This is a genomic window from Caballeronia sp. LZ033, from assembly GCF_031451265.1.
GTDB lineage: Bacteria > Pseudomonadota > Gammaproteobacteria > Burkholderiales > Burkholderiaceae > Caballeronia.
Window position 1 is genome coordinate 2,921,435 of record NZ_JARUXQ010000001.1, and the last position, 15,729, is coordinate 2,937,163.

Genomic DNA, 15,729 nt, shown 5'->3' on the forward strand with positions numbered 1-15,729 from the left:
TCTCTCGCCGGTCAGACGGCAACTCTCAGGTTGCCTCGTTCAGTGGGCCGGCCTTGTTCAGCCGACGTTCTTCATCCGGTATTCCGCGCTGCGCGCATGCGCCTGCAAGCCTTCGCCGTAAGCCAGTTCCGCCGCGATCTCGCCGAGCGTCTGCGCACCGTCCGCGCTCACTTCGATCACGCTCGAACGCTTCATGAAGTCGTACACGCCGAGCGGCGACGAGAAGCGCGCCGTGCGCGAGGTGGGCAACACGTGATTCGGTCCGGCGCAATAGTCGCCCAGGCTCTCACTCGTGTAGCGGCCGAGGAACATCGCGCCCGCGTTGTGGATCTGCGCGGCCCATTGATGCGGATCGAGCGCGGAGATTTCCAGGTGTTCCGGCGCGATGTCGTTGGCGATCGCGCACGCTTCGGCCATGTCCTTCACCTTGATGAGCGCGCCACGGTCTTCCAGCGAACGCAGGATGACGTCGCGGCGCGGCATCGCCGGCAGCAGTTCGATGATCGCTTCCTCGACGCGCCGGATGAACGCCTCGTCCGGGCACAGCAGGATGGATTGCGCGAGTTCGTCGTGCTCGGCTTGCGAGAACAGGTCCATCGCGACCCAGCGCGGGTCCGTGGTGGCGTCGCAGATCACGAGAATTTCGGACGGTCCCGCGATCATGTCGATGCCGACCGTGCCGAACACGCGCCGCTTCGCCGACGCCACGTAGGCATTGCCCGGGCCGCAGATCTTGTCGACGGCCGGCACGGTCTTCGTGCCGTAGGCGAGCGCGGCCACGGCCTGCGCGCCGCCGATCGTGAACACGCGGTCCACGCCGCCCAGCAGCGCCGCCGCGAGCACCAGCGGATTCTTCACGCCGTCGGGCGTCGGCACGACCATGACGATTTCCTTCACGCCTGCGACGCGCGCCGGAATCGCGTTCATCAGCACCGACGACGGATACGCCGCCTTGCCGCCCGGCACGTAGATGCCCGCGCGGTCGAGCGGCGTGACCTTCTGGCCGAGCACGGTGCCGTCGGCTTCCGTGTATTGCCAGCTATGGCTGCCGCACTCGATGCGCTGCTTCTCGTGATAGCCGCGCACGCGCGCCGCCGCCGCTTCGAGCGCCGCGCGACGCTTCGGTTCGAGTCCTTCGAGCGCGGCTTCCATCTCGGCGAACGGCAGTTCGAGCGCAGCCACGCTGTCCGCCTTCAGGCGGTCGAACTTGTTGGTGTAGTCGAGCACGGCTGCGTCGCCGCGCGCCTTCACATCGGCGAGGATCTGCGCGACCGAGCGCTCGATCGCTTCGTCTTCACTGGCCTCGAAGGCGAGCACCGCGCGCAGCGCCTGCTGGAAGCCGTCGGTGCTGGAATCGAGTTTGCGAATCTTGATGGACATGCCGGTTTTCCGTTTTGCTGATGGCGCGCCGCGTGTGCGGCCCGTCTAATTGCCTGACCCGCCGGTGGCGCGCTCGAACGCGTCGAGGTACGGCTTCAGCGCCGCCCGCTTGAGCTTCAGCGCCGCCTGATTTACGACGAGGCGCGACGAAATCTGCATGATCTCCTCCACCTCGACCAGATTGTTCGCCTTGAGCGTGCCGCCCGAGCTGACCAGGTCGACGATCGCATCCGCGAGCCCGACCAGCGGCGCCAGTTCCATGGAGCCGTACAGCTTGATCAGGTCCACGTGCACGCCCTTCGACGCGAAATGCTGCCGCGCCGTCTCGGTGTACTTGGTCGCGACCCGCAGGCGCGCGCCCTGGCGCACCGCGCTCGCGTAGTCGAAACCGGCCTTGACCGCGACCGACATCCGGCACCGCGCGATATCCAGATCCACCGGCTGATACAGGCCGCCGCCGCCATGTTCGATCAGCACGTCCTTTCCCGCCACGCCGAAGTCCGCCGCGCCGTATTCGACGTAGGTGGGGACATCGGTTGCGCGCACGATGATGACGCGCAGATTCGGATTGGTGGTCGGCAGAATGAGCTTGCGCGAGCTTTCCGGATCCTCGGCCACCTGCACGCCGGCTGCCGCGAGCAGCGGCAGCGTTTCCTCGAAGATACGCCCTTTCGACAAGGCGAGCGTCAGCGGCGCGCTCGCCGCCAGCGACGACGACGTCTGCGGCAACGAACTCATTGTTCGCCTCCGCTGCCCGCGATACGGCGCACGTTGGCGCCGACCGCTGTCAGCTTCGCTTCCATGCGGTCGTAGCCGCGGTCGAGGTGGTAGATGCGGTCGATCAAGGTTTCGCCGTCTGCGCACATCGCCGCGATCACGAGGCAGGCCGAGGCCCGCAGGTCCGTTGCCATGACCTTTGCGCCGGACAGCTTCTCGACGCCGGCGACCAGCGCCGTATTGCCGTCGATGGTGATGCTCGCGCCCAGACGGTTCAGCTCCTGCACGTGCATGAAGCGGTTCTCGAAAATCGTCTCGACCACTTGCGAGGTGCCGTTGGCAATGGTGTTGAGCGCCATGAACTGCGCCTGCATGTCGGTCGGGAACGCCGGGTATTCGGAGGTGCGGATGTTCACCGCTTCGGCGCGCTGCGCCATGCGCACGCGCATCCAGTCGTCGCCTTCCTCGATGCTCACGCCCGCCTCGCGCAGCTTGGCCGTCACGGCATCGAGCAGATGCGGCCTGACGTGACGCAGCGTGACGTCGCCGCCCGCCGCCGCGACCGCGCACAGGAACGTGCCCGCTTCGATACGGTCCGGCACGACCGCATGCCGCGCGCCGTGCAATTTCTCGACGCCCTGGATCACGAGCCGGTCCGTGCCGATGCCGTCGATCTTCGCGCCCATTTTCACGAGCAGTTGCGCGAGGTCCGTCACTTCCGGTTCGCGCGCGGCGTTCTCGATCACCGTCTCGCCGTCAGCGAGGACCGCTGCCATCAGCAGGTTCTCGGTGCCGGTCACGGTGATCATGTCGGTAATGATGCGCGCGCCCTTCAGACGCTTCGCGCGCGCTTCGATGAAGCCGTGCTCGATGTTGATCTCGGCGCCCATCGCCTGCAGGCCCTTGATGTGCTGATCGACCGGACGCGCGCCGATCGCGCAGCCGCCCGGCAGCGACACCTTCGCCTCGCCGAAGCGCGCGACCAGCGGCCCGAGCACGAGGATCGACGCGCGCATCGTCTTCACGAGCTCGTACGGCGCGACGAGGTTGTCGACCTTCGATGCATTGAGCGTCACGCGGCCGTCCGCCGACACTTCCGACTGCACGCCCATCTGTTTCAGCAGCTTGAGCGTGGTGCGCACGTCCTGCAGGTTCGGCACGTTCGACAGATGAACGTCGTCCGCGGTGAGCAGGCTTGCGCAAAGAATCGGCAGCGCCGCGTTCTTGGCGCCCGAGACGGTGATTTCGCCGGAAAGCGGGGTGCCTCCCGTAATGACCAGTTTATCCATGATGACGTGTCCTTCGACCGAGCTTCCTGCTGCGGAGCCGCTTTCGACGCCGCGGTTGTCTTTGATGATTCGCACTGTCTACTGCCTATGTCTGCGTGATTCTCCCGGCGATGCCGGCATGGCCGGCCGGGTTCAGGCCGCTTGCCACTCCTCGGGCGTGAGCGTCTTCATGCTGAGCGCGTGAATTTCCTCGCGCATGCGCTCGCCGAGCGCGGCATAGACGAGCTGATGGCGTGCGATCGGCCGCTTGCCGGCGAACGCGTCGCTCACGATGGTCGCGAAGAAGTGCTGGCCGTCGCCCTCCACTTCGAGATGCTGACAGGCGAGACCGGCTGCGATATAGCCTTTCACCTGCTCCGGAGTCGGTTGCATGGAAGTCTCCTTGAATTTAATGACGCAGCTTGAAGCCGCTCGCGAGCATGCGCACGGCGATCAACGCCAGCGCGGCCAGGAATGCGCCGACGATGCACAGGCTCACCAGCGGATTCACGTCCGAGACGCCGAAGAAGCCGTAGCGAAAGCCGTCGATCATGTAGAAGAACGGGTTCAGATGCGACACCGCGCGCCACAGCGGCGGCAGCGAATGTGTCGAGTAGAACACGCCGGAAAGAAACGTGAGCGGCATGATCAGGAAGTTCTGAAATGCGGACAGATGGTCGAACTTGTCGGCCCAGATGCCCGCGATCAGACCCAGCGTACCGAGGATGCCCGAGCCGAGCACCGCGAACGCAATGATGTAGAACGGCGCGGAAAAAGACATCGGGATGAACCATATCGTCACGATGAACACGCCTAGCCCGACGCACAGCCCACGCGCCACCGACGCCAGCACATAGGCGAAGAACATCTCCCAGTGCGCGATGGGCGGCAGCAGCACGAACACCAGATTGCCGGTGATCTTCGACTGGATCAGCGACGACGAGCTATTGGCGAACGCGTTCTGCAACACGCTCATCATCACGAGGCCGGGCACGAGAAAGCTCGTGTAGCCCACGCCCGGATACACCTGCACGTGCCCCGACAACGCATGACCGAAGATGGTCAGGTACAGGAGCGCCGTCACCACCGGCGCCAGCACGGTCTGGAACGACACCTTCCAGAAGCGCAGCAGCTCCTTGTAGAACAACGTCTGGAAACCGCTCATGAAAGTCCCTCGACCACTTCGGGCCCGTTCATCACCTGCATGAACACGTCTTCGAGATCCGCCTTGCGCACTTCGATTTCGTCGAAGGTGCAGCCGGCCGCGCGGCATTTGGCGAGGATCGGCTCGACGTCGTCGTAGCTCGTGAGCCGCAGCAGATGCTGGGCGCCGGACACGGCCTGCGGATCTACTTCGAGCGCACGCAGTTCGGCGGGCAACGGGCCATTCGCCAGACGCAGGTAAAGCTGCATGCCGGCGAAGCGCTGCAACAGCGTGCTCGTGCGTTCCAGCGCGACGACTTCGCCGCGCCGCAGCATCGCGAGGCGGTCGCACAGGGATTCGGCTTCTTCCAGGTAATGCGTGGTCAGCACGATGGTGTGACCTTCGCGGTTCAGGCGCGAGATGAACTTCCAGAGCGTCTGGCGCAATTCGACATCGACGCCGGCGGTGGGCTCGTCGAGCACGATCACCGGCGGCCGGTGCACCAGCGCCTGCGCCACCAGCACGCGGCGCTTCATGCCGCCCGACAGCGCGCGGGTGTTGACGTCGGCTTTCTCGGTGAGATCGAGGTTGGCCATCACTTCATCGATCCAGTCGTCGTTGCGGCGCAGGCCGAAGTAGCCCGACTGGATCCGCAGCGACTCGCGGACGGTGAAGAAAGGATCGAACACGAGTTCCTGCGGCACCACGCCCAGCGCGCGGCGCGCCGCGCGAAAGTCGCTGACGACGTCGTGTCCGCGCACGGAGATCGTGCCGCTATCGGCACGGGCGAGGCCGGCCAGGATGCTGATCAAGGTGGTTTTGCCCGCGCCGTTCGGGCCGAGCAGGCCGAAGAACTCGCCCTCTTCGACCGTGAGGCTCACGCCTTTGAGCGCCTGGAGCTCCTTGTAGCGCTTCCTGACGTTTCGGATTTCTATCGCTGACATGGACTGTGCGCGGGCCACGTTCGGCCGCGCCTCGATTGTGCGGGGATGGCGCTTTCGGGCCCGCTCGAACCGGCTCGCATAAAGAGGGCCGGGGCAACGCCCGAAAAAACGTTTGATTATAGGGCAAAGCGGCCTGGGCCGACCTTGCGGCGATCCTGCTGGCGTGAACGCAGCGGCCACCTGGGCCGCTGCGAGTTCAGTGCTGGATCAATGTCGGAAGGAGAGAAGCGTATCGACGCCATAGGCTCGCGCAAGACTCTCGAGCCCGGAGGGAAGATTGAAGACGCCGAGCGCGGCGCCACGCGCCGACGCGGCGCGCTGCCATGCGAGCAGCACGGCGAGCGCGGAGGAATCGAACTGCGTGAGCGGTGCGCAATCCACCTCGCTCGCGCCCGCCGCGATGCGCGACAGGCCGGCTTCGAGCGCGGCCTTCGCGCTCTCATGCGTCAGCGACGCGGCCGCCTGAAAACGGCCGCCCGTGGCCGGCGTACTCACGATGCCTTGCCGCTCGCGAGCTGCTGATTGCGCTGCGTGAGGAACTGCAGGAGGCCGCTCACGCCATGCTGCTGGATCTGCTCGTTGAACTGCTGCTGATACGCCTGGATCAGCCACGCGCCGAGCACGTTGATGTCGTACACGCGCCAGCCTTGCGTGGTCTTGTACAGGCGGTAATCCAGTTCGACCGGCGAACCGTTGTTCATCACGACCGAGCGGACCACGACATCGTTATCTTCCGGCGACGCGCGGAACGGCTTGTACTGGATGGTCTGGTTACGCACTTGCGCCAGCGCGCCCGCGTAGGTGCGGATCAGCAGCATCTTGAACTGCTCGACGATCTGCTTCTGCTGTTCGGGCGTGGCCGTGTTCCAGTTGCGGCCCATCACGAGACGCGTGGTGCGCGTGAAATCCGTATAAGGCAGGATCTTTTCGTTGACGAGCTTGGTGATCTCGTTGATGTTGCCCGACTGGATCTGCTTGTCGGACTTGAGTTGATCGAGTACTTGCGTGGTCACGGTCTTGATCAGCTGTTCCGGCGAATTCGCATCCACCGACTGCGCCGACGCCGATCCGCAGAAAGCCACCAACATGGCGAAAAGGGGAAGAAGCAATAGTTTTTTCATCGCAAACCCTGCAGAGATAGAGGCTTCAGTTTGAGCGTGCTGCCTGAATCGAGTTCAGGCGAGACACGCTCCAAATCGTAAGAAATGACGTCAGCTATGTTACCGCGCGTTAGCTAACCACCGCTCAACGCAGGCGGAACGAAGGGAACCCGGGCGGCGCGCGCGGCGGCACGTACTGGTTGCCGGGCACGGTGCCGTTGACGTCGCTCGCCGGAGCAGGTGCAGCCGCCGTGCCTGATGCCGGCGCGGCGCCCTCGGCTGCCGATGATGCTGCCGACGCGGGCTCGGCGGGTGCTGCCGTTTCCGATGCCCCGGTCGCAGCGGCCGCGCCTTCGCTGTCGGAATAATTCGGCGGCGGCGTTTCATAGTCGGACATGCTGCTGCCGCCCCCGGTAATCAGGAACTGGCGGCGCTGCAGGTACGTGTTGCGCACGAACGTGTATTTGTCGAGGGCGGCGTCGGCGAGCAGGTCGGAGACGTCCAGCAAATTCGCCCGCGTGTTGATGAGGTTCACGCCGTACAGCGCCCAGCTCACCGAATCCGGGCTGACGTAGGTCAGCGGATTGCCGAAATAGTCGACCACCAGGCCGGCGGAATCGCGCACGGTGCTCGGGCCGAGCAGCGGCAGCACGACATACGGCCCCGGCGGCACGCCGTAATGGCCCATGGTCAGGCCGAAATCGCCCACGTGCTTCGGCAGCTTCGCGAGCGTTGCGACGTCGAACAGGCCGCCGACGCCGAACACCGTGTTGATCGCGACGCGCATGATGTCCGACACGCCGTCCGCGATCTTCAACTGCATGAGATTGTTCGCGGCGATGTACACGTCGCCGATGTTCGAGAAGAAGTTGGTCACGCTGTTGCGCACCGGCTCCGGCACCGCCCACACGTAGCCCTTCGCCACCGGCTTCAGCGCGTAGCGGTCCACCGTGTCGTTGATCGTGAACATCGTGCGGTTGTAGCTCTCAAACGGATCGCCCTTGCTGGGCGTCGTCACGGTGGCACACCCGCCGAGTGCCGCTGCGCACACGATCATCGCCGCGCACCGCATCCCCATGGCCTGCATGTTCTTCTCCTTATTGAGCCGCGCCCGATGCAGGCGACGCAGCCGAAGCCCCAGAAGCCCCCATTGCGCTCGCCGCGCCCGGGAAGGCCGGTGCAGCGGGAGCCGGTGCAGCCGGCGCCTTCGATGCGCCGGAATCCGCCGCCTTGTTATAGAGGAACTGGCCGATCAGGTTTTCGAGCACCACGGCGGACTGCGTCATCGTGATGGTGTCGCCGTTCTTGAGCATCTGGTCGTCGCCGCCGGGATCGAGGCCGATGTACTGCTCGCCGAGCAGGCCCGAGGTCAGGATCTTCGCCGACGAGTCCTTCGGAAACTGGTACTGCTTGTCGATGTCGATGGTGACCACGGCCTGGTACGTGTTCTGGTCGAAGCCGATGCTGCCGACCCGTCCCACGGTCACGCCCGCGCTCTTGACCGGCGCGCGCGGCTTCAGTCCGCCGATGTTGTCGAACTTGAGCTTCACCGCATAGGTTTGCTGGAACGACAGGGAACTCATGTTGCCCGCCTTCAGCGCGAGAAACAGCAGCGCCACGAAACCGAGCACCACGAACAGGCCGACCCAAAAGTCGAGAGCAGTCTTTTTCATCGTCTTCCCAAAGAGAATCTTTTCGCAGATGGCGCGTGACGGTCTGTGGCCTTCACAACGCCCGCGCCGGATCCGGCGCCTGGCACCGGGTTCTAGCTGAACATCAGCGCGGTCAGCAGGAAATCGAGCCCGAGCACGGCCAGCGACGCGTACACGACGGTTTTCGTCGTCGCGCGCGACACGCCTTCCGGCGTCGGCCTCGCTTCGTAGCCTTGGAACAGCGCGATGAACGTCACCGCGAAACCGAACACCACGCTCTTGAGGACGCCGTTGCCGACGTCGCGCCAGACATCCACGCCGCTTTGCATCTGCGACCAGAACGCGCCCGGATCCACGCCGATCAGCATCACCCCGACCACATAGCCGCCGAGAATGCCCACCGCGCTGAAAATGGCCGCCAGCACCGGCATGGCGATGATGCCCGCCCACAGGCGCGGCGCCACGACGACCCGCAAGGGATCGACGGCCATCATTTCCATGGCCGTGAGTTGTTCGCCGGCCTTCATCAAGCCGATTTCCGCCGTCAGCGACGTGCCCGCGCGCCCGGCGAACAGCAGCGCGGTGACGACCGGGCCGAGTTCGCGCACCAGCGACAGCGCGACCAGCAGGCCGAGCGCCTGTTCGGAACCGTAGCGGCTCAGCGTGTAATAGCCCTGCAAGCCGAGCACGAAACCGACGAACAGGCCCGACACCGCGATGATGACGAGCGAATAGTTGCCGACGAAGTGAATCTGTTTCGTGACGAGCCGCGGACGGCGCAGCAGCGGGAAGAATTCGAGCACGAGCCGCGCGAACATGCGCGTGGCGTAGCCCGCGGTGCCGAAGCCGTCCAGCACCCAGCGTCCGATTGCGCTGATCATGCGCGCCCTCCGATGCCGAAATCCTCAGCAAGCGGAGTGCTCGCGTAGTGGAACTTGAACGGGCCGTCCGGCGTGCCGTCGATGAACTGGCGCACGGTCGGGTCTTCCGAGGCCCGCAGTTGCGCCGGCGTGCCTTCGGCGTGAATGCCGCCGTTCGCGATGAAATACACGTAGTCGGCGATGGCGAAGGATTCGGGCACGTCGTGCGTGACCAGAATGGATGTGGCGCCGAGGGCGTCGTTGAGCGTGCGGATGAGCTGCGCCGTGATGCCGAGCGAGATGGGATCGAGGCCGGCGAAGGGCTCGTCGTACATCATCAGTTGCGGATCCAGGGCGATGGCGCGCGCCAGCGCCACGCGCCGCGCCATGCCGCCGGAAATCTCCGACGGCGCGAGGTCGCGCGCGCCGCGCAGGCCGACCGCGTTCAGCTTCATCAGCACGAGGTCGCGGATCAGATCTTCCGGAAGATCGGTGTGTTCGCGCAGTGCAAACGCGACGTTTTCGAACACGGTCTGGTCCGTGAACAGCGCGCCGAACTGGAACAGCATGCCCATCTTGCGGCGCAGTGCGTACAGGCCTTCGCGCGTCTGCGCGCCGACGTCCTGGCCGCCGAACATCACCTGGCCGCGGCTCGCCTTCACGAGGCCGCCGATCAGACGCAAGGTAGTGGTCTTGCCGCAGCCGGAGCCGCCCATGACGGCGACCACCTGCCCACGCGTGAAACGCATGTTCAGGTTGGATAGAACGAGCCGGTCGCCGTAGCCGAAATCGACGTCGCGCAGCTCCAGCAGAGTCTCGGAAGAAGCAGGCACTGGGTAAGAGATTCCGTTGACGCAAGAGGCCGAATTATAGGGCCTGCGCGCAATCGGTGCTTTGCCTAGGGCCGTGCCTCCGCCTTTTTGAGAGTTTTCACGGTTGACCAGCAAACATTTGTTGCAATGTCGAAACCGCTACGGCGGTGTCCGGCGCCTCGGTGACGGCACGCACTACCGCGCCGCTGCCGACGCCCGTCGCGAGCACGCCGGGCATCGCCTGGGCATCGATTCCGCCGATCGCCACCAGCGGCACGCGGCCCGACAGCAACTGCACGTAGCGCGCGAGCCGCGCCAGGCCCTGCGGTTTGGTCGGCATGACCTTGGTCGTGGTCGGGAACACGGCGCCGAGAGCCAGGTAGCTCGGCCGGAAATGCAGCGCGCGCAGCATCTCGTAATAGCCGTGCGTGGACAGGCCGAGCCGCACGCCGGCCCGCGCGATCGCGTTCAGATCCGCCGTCTGCACGTCTTCCTGGCCGAGATGCACGCCATAGGCGCCCGCCGCGATCGCCTCGCGCCAGTGATCGTTGATGAACAGCTGCGCGCCGTGCCGGCGCCCCGCTTCGACCGAAAGCGAAATTTGCTCGCGCAAAACGGCGGGCGTGTCGGAGCCGGTCGACTTGCGGCGCAGCTGCGCCGTGCGCACGCCGAGATCGAGGACCCGTTCCACCCAGGTGGCATCCGGCAGCACCGGATACAGCCCGAGCCGGTCCGGACACGGCGCGAAGCCGCCTTCCGGTGCGGGCGGCAAGTCCGCGACGCGCGGGAAGGTCGCGAAATCGACGGGCCATGCGTCGTCGCGCGCCTCGTCGCCGGCACGCCACGCGAGCGCGAGCACCAGCGCGTCTTGCGGCTCGAAGTTGCAATCAAGGAACGCCGCGAGCGCCGCGAGCCAGTCGTCGCTGCGTGCGCCTTCCAGTGCGAAACGCTCGTCGCCCCGATGCAGCACCACGCGCTCCTCATGGGCTTCGAGCACGGCCGCGCCCTGCTCCGTCAGGCGCCCGGCGTCGGCGTCGTGCGCCTCGGTGAACACGATCAGGTCGTTCGCCTGCGGCGTTTCGGGCGCGGTCAGGCAAATGCGCCAGCGCGTTTCCGCAACGGGCCAGTCGCCCAGCCGGGCGCGGATCCGTTCCGCGACCTCGATCAGCTCGTCCGCCGGCGGCCAGAACACTTCACGATTCAGCAAGCTCATGCCGCGCCTCCTTCCTGATGCCAGAACGGCATGCCGACCACCGGCGTGCTCGCCTGCGCGCTGTCGCGCTCGGCCATCGGTCCGGCGAGAAACGCGGTGCGTCCCGCCTCGACGCCCAGCGCGAACGCCCGCGCCATCTGCGGCGGAAAGGTCGCCTGCGACACCGCCGTGTTGAGCAGCACGCCGTCGAAGCCCCATTCCATCACCTGACTGGCGTGCGACGGCACGCCGAGCCCGGCATCGACGATCAGCGGCACGTCCGGCAAACGCTCGCGCAGCGTGCGCAGCCCGTACGGATTGGTCACGCCGCGACCGGTGCCGATCGGCGCGCCCCATGGCATCAGCGCTTCGCAGCCCACGTCGAGCAGGCGCCGGCCGATCACGAGGTCTTCCGTGCAATAGGGCAGCACCTTGAAGCCATCGCGGATCAGCTTCGACGCCGCCTCGACCAGACCGATCGGATCGGGCTGCAAGGTGTAGTCGTCGCCGATCAGTTCGAGCTTGATCCAGGGCGTCTCGAACACTTCGCGGGCCATGCAGGCCGTGGTCAGCACCTCGTCGACGCTCTGGCAGCCCGCCGTGTTCGGCAGCAGCGCGACGCCGTGACGCTTGAGCACGTCGAAGAAGCCGGCCTCGCCAGTCTCGGACTGGCGCCGCAGCGCAACCGTCACCATGCCGGGACGCGCGGCGTCGATGGCGTCCGACAGCGATTGCAGCGACGGATAACGCGACGTGCCGAGCAAGAGCCGGCTCGGGAACGACTGGCCGTAGAGCGTGAGCACGTCGGCGGTCTGTGTGGTCATGATGGGATCCTTCGATTCTTCGGAATGCGTCATGCGACCTAGCCGCCCGCGACGGGCGACACGACGTCGAGCCGGTCGCCGGCGGAAAGCGTACGGATGGCGTGCTCGCCGCGCGCGACGAACTGGCCGTTGAGCGCGACGGCGAACGGCGGTTTCGCGCCGAAGGCGGCGAGCGCCTCGTTGACGGTGGCGGCGTCGGGCAGCTCGAAGGCGCGCTGATTGATGTGGATGTTCATGGCTTTGTCTCTTGTCTAGTGCGACAGCGCCGGCGCCGGTGTCGCAACAGTGTCGGCCGCGCCATGCAGCAGTTCCGGCCAGCGGGCGGCGCGGCGATGTTCATCGAAGCTCGCGTGGCTGGCTACATTGCCGGCGATGAGCGCTTCCGCCAGCCGGCACGCGGCGTCCGCGACTTCGGGCGCAATCATGAAGCCATGCCGATACAGCCCGTTCACGCGCACCGTCCGTGCCCCGTCCCAGACGATGGCGGGCCGGTGATCCGGCAAGGTCGGCCGGCAGTGGGCGTTGAGCTCGAGGATGCGCGCCTCGCCGAAACCCGGATGCACGGCGAACGCGGCGCTCAGCAGTTCGAGCGCGGACCGCACGCTCACCGGCGACATGTCCTCGCCTTCGATTTCCGTCGCGCCGATCACGTAGAGATCGTCCTGCTTCGGCGCGATATAGAGCGGATAGCGCGGATGCAGCAGCCGCACCGGCCGCGACAGCCCGATGCCCGGCGCGTGCACTCGCGCCACCTCGCCGCGAATTCCGCGCAGCGCGGGCCAGGCGGGCTTGCCGCCGAGGCCGCGGCAATCGATGATCCAGCGCGCGTCGGGCATGGCCTCGACCGTCGTGTTCCAGTGCGTGCGCACGCCGCGCGCGGCGAGTCCCGCGGCCAATGCGGCGAGCGCCTGGCGGTTGTCGAGCTGTCCTTCGTTCGGCAGCAGCCAGCCTTGCGCGAAACGCGTGCCGAGCGCCGGTTCCGCCTGCGCGACCTGGGTGCCGGCGAGCTTGACGAAGCCGCCATCGAGCAGGCCGGCCGGAGAATTGGCGCGCAGCCGGCGTTCGAGCAAGGGCGCCTCGGCGCGATCCGCGCCATGCCAGACGACAAGCGTGCCGTTGCGCTGGAAAAAGACCGGCTCGGGCAATTGCGCGATGAGCCCCGGCCAGCGTTCGAGCGATGCCGCGCCGAGCCCGACCACAAGCGGTTCCGCGCTGGCGGCTTCGGCGAGCGGCGCCAGCATCGCGGCGGCAACCCAGGCGGCCGACTGCGAGCCGAGCGCGTCGCCGCGCTCGAAAAGACTCACTCGATGCCCCGCGCCTGCGAGCTGCCAGGCCACGAGCCGGCCGACGAGCCCGCCGCCGATCACGGCGAAATCCGCCTGGGGGTCGGCGGTCTGATGGATGCTGTTCAATTCGATGTCTCCTATCGGCCGGCGCGGGCACATAAAGCGTGCGCACGAGGCTCATGCCTCACGCTGCGTCAGAAAGGAGGAAGGCAGAATTGGCCCGATCCGTCCGTGCAGGCGCTGCGGCACATCACAAGGACGACATGGGCGGAGAGACCGGCCCGGCTGCGGATGCGCGCCGGACGGAAAGAACAAGGTGCGGAAGAAACTGGAGGAATGGCGCGGGTGGCGCGCGTTCTCCGGAAACTTCCCTCGCCGGTATTACCCGGATCGGGTGCAAAGGGTCTCTCTCAGCCTCGCTGCGTGAGGGCCGGTTCCGGCCGTCGATGCATGCAAAGCACCCCTGTTTCGTCGAAGGTCATTAGAACATGAAAGGCAAAGGCGCTGCAAACCGGGATTGCGCCCTGCTTTTTTCCTGTGCGGCGGCACTCTGGCACAATGCCGCGAACACGGTTCAGCCGGCGAGCGCGCGAAATTAAGTGAGCGTTAAGGCAAGTTCGGAACAATTTGCAGGCCCGAAACTGGCTGCCCTGAACACCACCGCAGGCCGCAGCCGGCCGCACCGCGCAGCACGCCCGTCGCGCGACCACGCAACAATCCGCCGCCCGAAGGGCGCATCGGCAGGAAGCTCATGATCGACACACGCACCGAAAATACTCAGCAAAAGGCCGACGAAGTCTCGGCGTGGAGCCTCATCAAGCCCTACTGGGTTTCCGAGGAACGCGGCTTCGCGTGGGGCCTGCTCGTGGCGATCATCGCGATCAACATGACGGTCGTGTGGATCAACGTCCGGCTCAACAGCTGGAACGCGGACTTCTACAACGCGCTGCAGAACAAGAACGTCAAGGATTTCCCGCACCTGCTGCTGATCTTCACCGGCCTGGCATTCGCTTACATCCTGCTCGCGGTCTATGGACGGTATCTGCGGCAGATGCTGGCGTTCCGCTGGCGGCAATGGCTGACGAACAAGTATCTCGAACAATGGTTCGGCGACAAGGCGTTCTATCGAATTGAACGCGACCGGCTCGCCGACAACCCTGACCAGCGTATCAGCGACGACCTGCAATCCTTCGCGACCACGACGCTTTCGCTCTCGCTCGATCTGCTCTCGACGCTCGTCACGCTGGTCACGTTCATCACGATCCTGTGGACCATCGCGGGCGCGCTGACCTTCTCGCTCGGCGGCACGCCGATCACGATTCCGGGCTACATGGTCTGGGCCGCCGCGCTGTACGCGATCCTGGGCTCGCTGATCATCCAGAAGGTCGGGCATCCGCTGGTATCGATCAACTACCAGCAGCAGAAGGTGGAAGCGGACTTCCGCTTCGGGCTGATCCGCGTGCGCGAGAACGCCGAACAGATTGCCTTCTACGACGGCATCACGACCGAAACGGCGACCGCCAAGTCCATCTTCCAGCGCATTCGCGACAACTGGTGGCTGATCATGAAGTACACGAAGCGCATGACCTTCGTGCTGAGTTTCTATGGCCAGATCGCCATCATCTTTCCGATCATGGTCGCGGCGCCGCGCTACTTCGCGGGCGCGTTCTCGTTTGGCGTGCTGATGCAGATTTCATCGGCGTTCGGCACGGTCAGCGATTCGTTTTCCTGGTTCATCAACAGTTATTCGACCTTGGTCGAATGGCGCGCCACGGTGAATCGTCTGCGTGAATTCAAGCGCGTGATGCGCTCCACCCACATCCGCGAGGAAAACTCGCCGGCGACCGCGCGCGGCGGCATCAACCTGCACTACACGAGCACGCCGTCGCTCACGACCAAGGGTCTGACGCTCGCGCTGCCGAACGGCACGCCGCTGTCGCGGGTGGCGAACGTGTCGGTGGAGCCGGGCTCGCGCTGGCTGGTGGTCGGACCGTCGGGCTCGGGCAAGAGCACCCTGATGCGGGCGCTCGCGGGACTGTGGCCGTTCGGCGACGGCACCATCGACGCTCCCGTCGACGCGAAGATGATGTTCATCCCGCAAGTGAGCTATCTGCCGATCGGCACGCTGCGTGCGGCGCTCGCGTATCCGTCGCCGGGCGGCACGTTCAGCGACGAAGAAACCCGCGAGGCGCTGCGTCTCTGCAATCTCGGGTCGTATGTGGATCGGCTGGAGGAAAGTGCGCATTGGGCGCGGAGTCTGTCGCCGGGCGAGCAGCAACGTCTGGCCGCGGCGCGCGTGCTGCTGCACAAGCCGGATTTCCTGTTCCTCGATGAAGCGACCAGCGCGCTCGACGCGGAGAACGAACTGCATATCTACAACACGGTGCTGGAGAAGCTGCCGAAGGCGGCGATTCTGAGCGTCGCGCATCGTGAGTCGGTCGCGATGTTCCATGACTACAAGATCGAGATCGAGAGGACGATGGCGGAAGCTTGAGGCGGTTTTCGGTTTCGGGTGGGTCGCGAGGACCACATCGGTGAGGGATTGCTGGT

17 protein-coding genes and 1 riboswitch are annotated in these 15,729 nt (G+C 65.7%); of the genes, 1 reads left to right on the forward strand and 16 read right to left on the reverse strand.

Features of this window, described 5'->3' with window-relative positions:
- Positions 1 to 57: 57 nt before the first annotated feature.
- The 16 genes from hisD to QCE62_RS13680 form a co-directional block, all read right to left on the reverse strand.
- On the reverse strand, positions 58 to 1,380 hold the full coding sequence (hisD, locus tag QCE62_RS13605; RefSeq protein WP_309918744.1) for a histidinol dehydrogenase: 1,323 nt from the start codon (positions 1,378 to 1,380) through the stop codon (positions 58 to 60).
- A gap of 45 nt (positions 1,381 to 1,425) precedes the next feature.
- Positions 1,426 to 2,118 carry an ATP phosphoribosyltransferase gene (hisG, locus tag QCE62_RS13610; protein WP_309810219.1) on the reverse strand — a complete coding sequence of 231 codons (693 nt, stop codon included), beginning with the start codon at positions 2,116 to 2,118 and terminating at the stop codon, positions 1,426 to 1,428.
- The gene (gene murA / locus QCE62_RS13615) at positions 2,115 to 3,386 is read right to left on the reverse strand and encodes a UDP-N-acetylglucosamine 1-carboxyvinyltransferase (RefSeq protein ID WP_309918748.1); all 1,272 of its coding nucleotides are present in this window, start codon (positions 3,384 to 3,386) and stop codon (positions 2,115 to 2,117) included. Before murA ends, hisG begins: the two co-directional genes overlap by 4 nt.
- Positions 3,387 to 3,518: 132 nt before the next feature.
- Positions 3,519 to 3,758, reverse strand: a complete 240-nt coding sequence (locus QCE62_RS13620; protein WP_309810225.1) for a BolA family protein — start codon at positions 3,756 to 3,758, stop codon at positions 3,519 to 3,521.
- A gap of 16 nt (positions 3,759 to 3,774) precedes the next feature.
- Entirely contained in the window at positions 3,775 to 4,530 is a 756-nt protein-coding gene (locus QCE62_RS13625; protein WP_309833534.1) for an ABC transporter permease, read from the reverse strand.
- Positions 4,527 to 5,453, reverse strand: coding sequence for an ABC transporter ATP-binding protein (locus QCE62_RS13630; protein ID WP_309810231.1), 927 nt, complete (start codon positions 5,451 to 5,453; stop codon positions 4,527 to 4,529). Before QCE62_RS13630 ends, QCE62_RS13625 begins: the two co-directional genes overlap by 4 nt.
- Positions 5,454 to 5,660: 207 nt before the next feature.
- Positions 5,661 to 5,948, reverse strand: coding sequence for an STAS domain-containing protein (locus QCE62_RS13635; protein WP_309918751.1), 288 nt, complete (start codon positions 5,946 to 5,948; stop codon positions 5,661 to 5,663).
- Positions 5,945 to 6,574, reverse strand: coding sequence for an ABC transporter substrate-binding protein (locus QCE62_RS13640; protein ID WP_309918754.1), 630 nt, complete (start codon positions 6,572 to 6,574; stop codon positions 5,945 to 5,947). The genes QCE62_RS13635 and QCE62_RS13640 overlap by 4 nt, the downstream gene beginning before the upstream one ends.
- 124 nt (positions 6,575 to 6,698) lie before the next feature.
- A complete protein-coding gene (locus QCE62_RS13645) occupies positions 6,699 to 7,640 on the reverse strand; it encodes a VacJ family lipoprotein (RefSeq protein ID WP_309918757.1) in 942 nt (313 codons plus the stop codon).
- A gap of 10 nt (positions 7,641 to 7,650) precedes the next feature.
- Positions 7,651 to 8,226, reverse strand: coding sequence for an outer membrane lipid asymmetry maintenance protein MlaD (gene mlaD / locus QCE62_RS13650; RefSeq protein ID WP_309918760.1), 576 nt, complete (start codon positions 8,224 to 8,226; stop codon positions 7,651 to 7,653).
- 92 nt (positions 8,227 to 8,318) lie between these two features.
- On the reverse strand, positions 8,319 to 9,086 hold the full coding sequence (gene mlaE / locus QCE62_RS13655; RefSeq protein WP_309918763.1) for a lipid asymmetry maintenance ABC transporter permease subunit MlaE: 768 nt from the start codon (positions 9,084 to 9,086) through the stop codon (positions 8,319 to 8,321).
- On the reverse strand, positions 9,083 to 9,898 hold the full coding sequence (locus QCE62_RS13660) for an ABC transporter ATP-binding protein (RefSeq protein WP_309918766.1): 816 nt from the start codon (positions 9,896 to 9,898) through the stop codon (positions 9,083 to 9,085). The genes mlaE and QCE62_RS13660 overlap by 4 nt, the downstream gene beginning before the upstream one ends.
- Before the next feature lie 97 nt (positions 9,899 to 9,995).
- Complete coding sequence (gene thiE / locus QCE62_RS13665; protein ID WP_309918769.1) at positions 9,996 to 11,090, reverse strand: thiamine phosphate synthase; 1,095 nt, start codon at positions 11,088 to 11,090, stop codon at positions 9,996 to 9,998.
- Complete coding sequence (locus QCE62_RS13670; RefSeq protein ID WP_309918773.1) at positions 11,087 to 11,893, reverse strand: thiazole synthase; 807 nt, start codon at positions 11,891 to 11,893, stop codon at positions 11,087 to 11,089. The genes thiE and QCE62_RS13670 overlap by 4 nt, the downstream gene beginning before the upstream one ends.
- A 38-nt stretch (positions 11,894 to 11,931) precedes the next feature.
- Positions 11,932 to 12,129 carry a sulfur carrier protein ThiS gene (thiS, locus tag QCE62_RS13675; RefSeq protein ID WP_309918776.1) on the reverse strand — a complete coding sequence of 66 codons (198 nt, stop codon included), beginning with the start codon at positions 12,127 to 12,129 and terminating at the stop codon, positions 11,932 to 11,934.
- A gap of 15 nt (positions 12,130 to 12,144) precedes the next feature.
- On the reverse strand, positions 12,145 to 13,305 hold the full coding sequence (locus QCE62_RS13680; protein ID WP_309918779.1) for an FAD-dependent oxidoreductase: 1,161 nt from the start codon (positions 13,303 to 13,305) through the stop codon (positions 12,145 to 12,147).
- A 224-nt stretch (positions 13,306 to 13,529) separates the two neighbouring features.
- Positions 13,530 to 13,654, reverse strand: a riboswitch (TPP riboswitch).
- Positions 13,655 to 13,930: 276 nt separating this feature from the next.
- Between QCE62_RS13680 and QCE62_RS13685 the strand changes: the two genes are divergently transcribed.
- Positions 13,931 to 15,673, forward strand: a complete 1,743-nt coding sequence (locus QCE62_RS13685; RefSeq protein WP_309918783.1) for an ABC transporter ATP-binding protein/permease — start codon at positions 13,931 to 13,933, stop codon at positions 15,671 to 15,673.
- The last annotated feature ends 56 nt before the right edge of the window (positions 15,674 to 15,729 follow it).

Coding starts and splice junctions, on each gene's coding strand:
- thiE (WP_309918769.1), bottom strand. CDS start 11,090: ATGAGCTTGCTGAATCGTGAAGTGTTCTGGCCGCCGGCGGACGAGCTG.
- QCE62_RS13670 (WP_309918773.1), bottom strand. CDS start 11,893: ATGACCACACAGACCGCCGACGTGCTCACGCTCTACGGCCAGTCGTTC.
- hisG (WP_309810219.1), bottom strand. CDS start 2,118: ATGAGTTCGTTGCCGCAGACGTCGTCGTCGCTGGCGGCGAGCGCGCCG.
- QCE62_RS13640 (WP_309918754.1), bottom strand. CDS start 6,574: ATGAAAAAACTATTGCTTCTTCCCCTTTTCGCCATGTTGGTGGCTTTC.
- murA (WP_309918748.1), bottom strand. CDS start 3,386: ATGGATAAACTGGTCATTACGGGAGGCACCCCGCTTTCCGGCGAAATC.
- QCE62_RS13645 (WP_309918757.1), bottom strand. CDS start 7,640: ATGCAGGCCATGGGGATGCGGTGCGCGGCGATGATCGTGTGCGCAGCG.
- thiS (WP_309918776.1), bottom strand. CDS start 12,129: ATGAACATCCACATCAATCAGCGCGCCTTCGAGCTGCCCGACGCCGCC.
- QCE62_RS13630 (WP_309810231.1), bottom strand. CDS start 5,453: ATGTCAGCGATAGAAATCCGAAACGTCAGGAAGCGCTACAAGGAGCTC.
- QCE62_RS13685 (WP_309918783.1), top strand. CDS start 13,931: ATGATCGACACACGCACCGAAAATACTCAGCAAAAGGCCGACGAAGTC.
- QCE62_RS13620 (WP_309810225.1), bottom strand. CDS start 3,758: ATGCAACCGACTCCGGAGCAGGTGAAAGGCTATATCGCAGCCGGTCTC.
- QCE62_RS13625 (WP_309833534.1), bottom strand. CDS start 4,530: ATGAGCGGTTTCCAGACGTTGTTCTACAAGGAGCTGCTGCGCTTCTGG.
- mlaE (WP_309918763.1), bottom strand. CDS start 9,086: ATGATCAGCGCAATCGGACGCTGGGTGCTGGACGGCTTCGGCACCGCG.
- mlaD (WP_309918760.1), bottom strand. CDS start 8,226: ATGAAAAAGACTGCTCTCGACTTTTGGGTCGGCCTGTTCGTGGTGCTC.
- hisD (WP_309918744.1), bottom strand. CDS start 1,380: ATGTCCATCAAGATTCGCAAACTCGATTCCAGCACCGACGGCTTCCAG.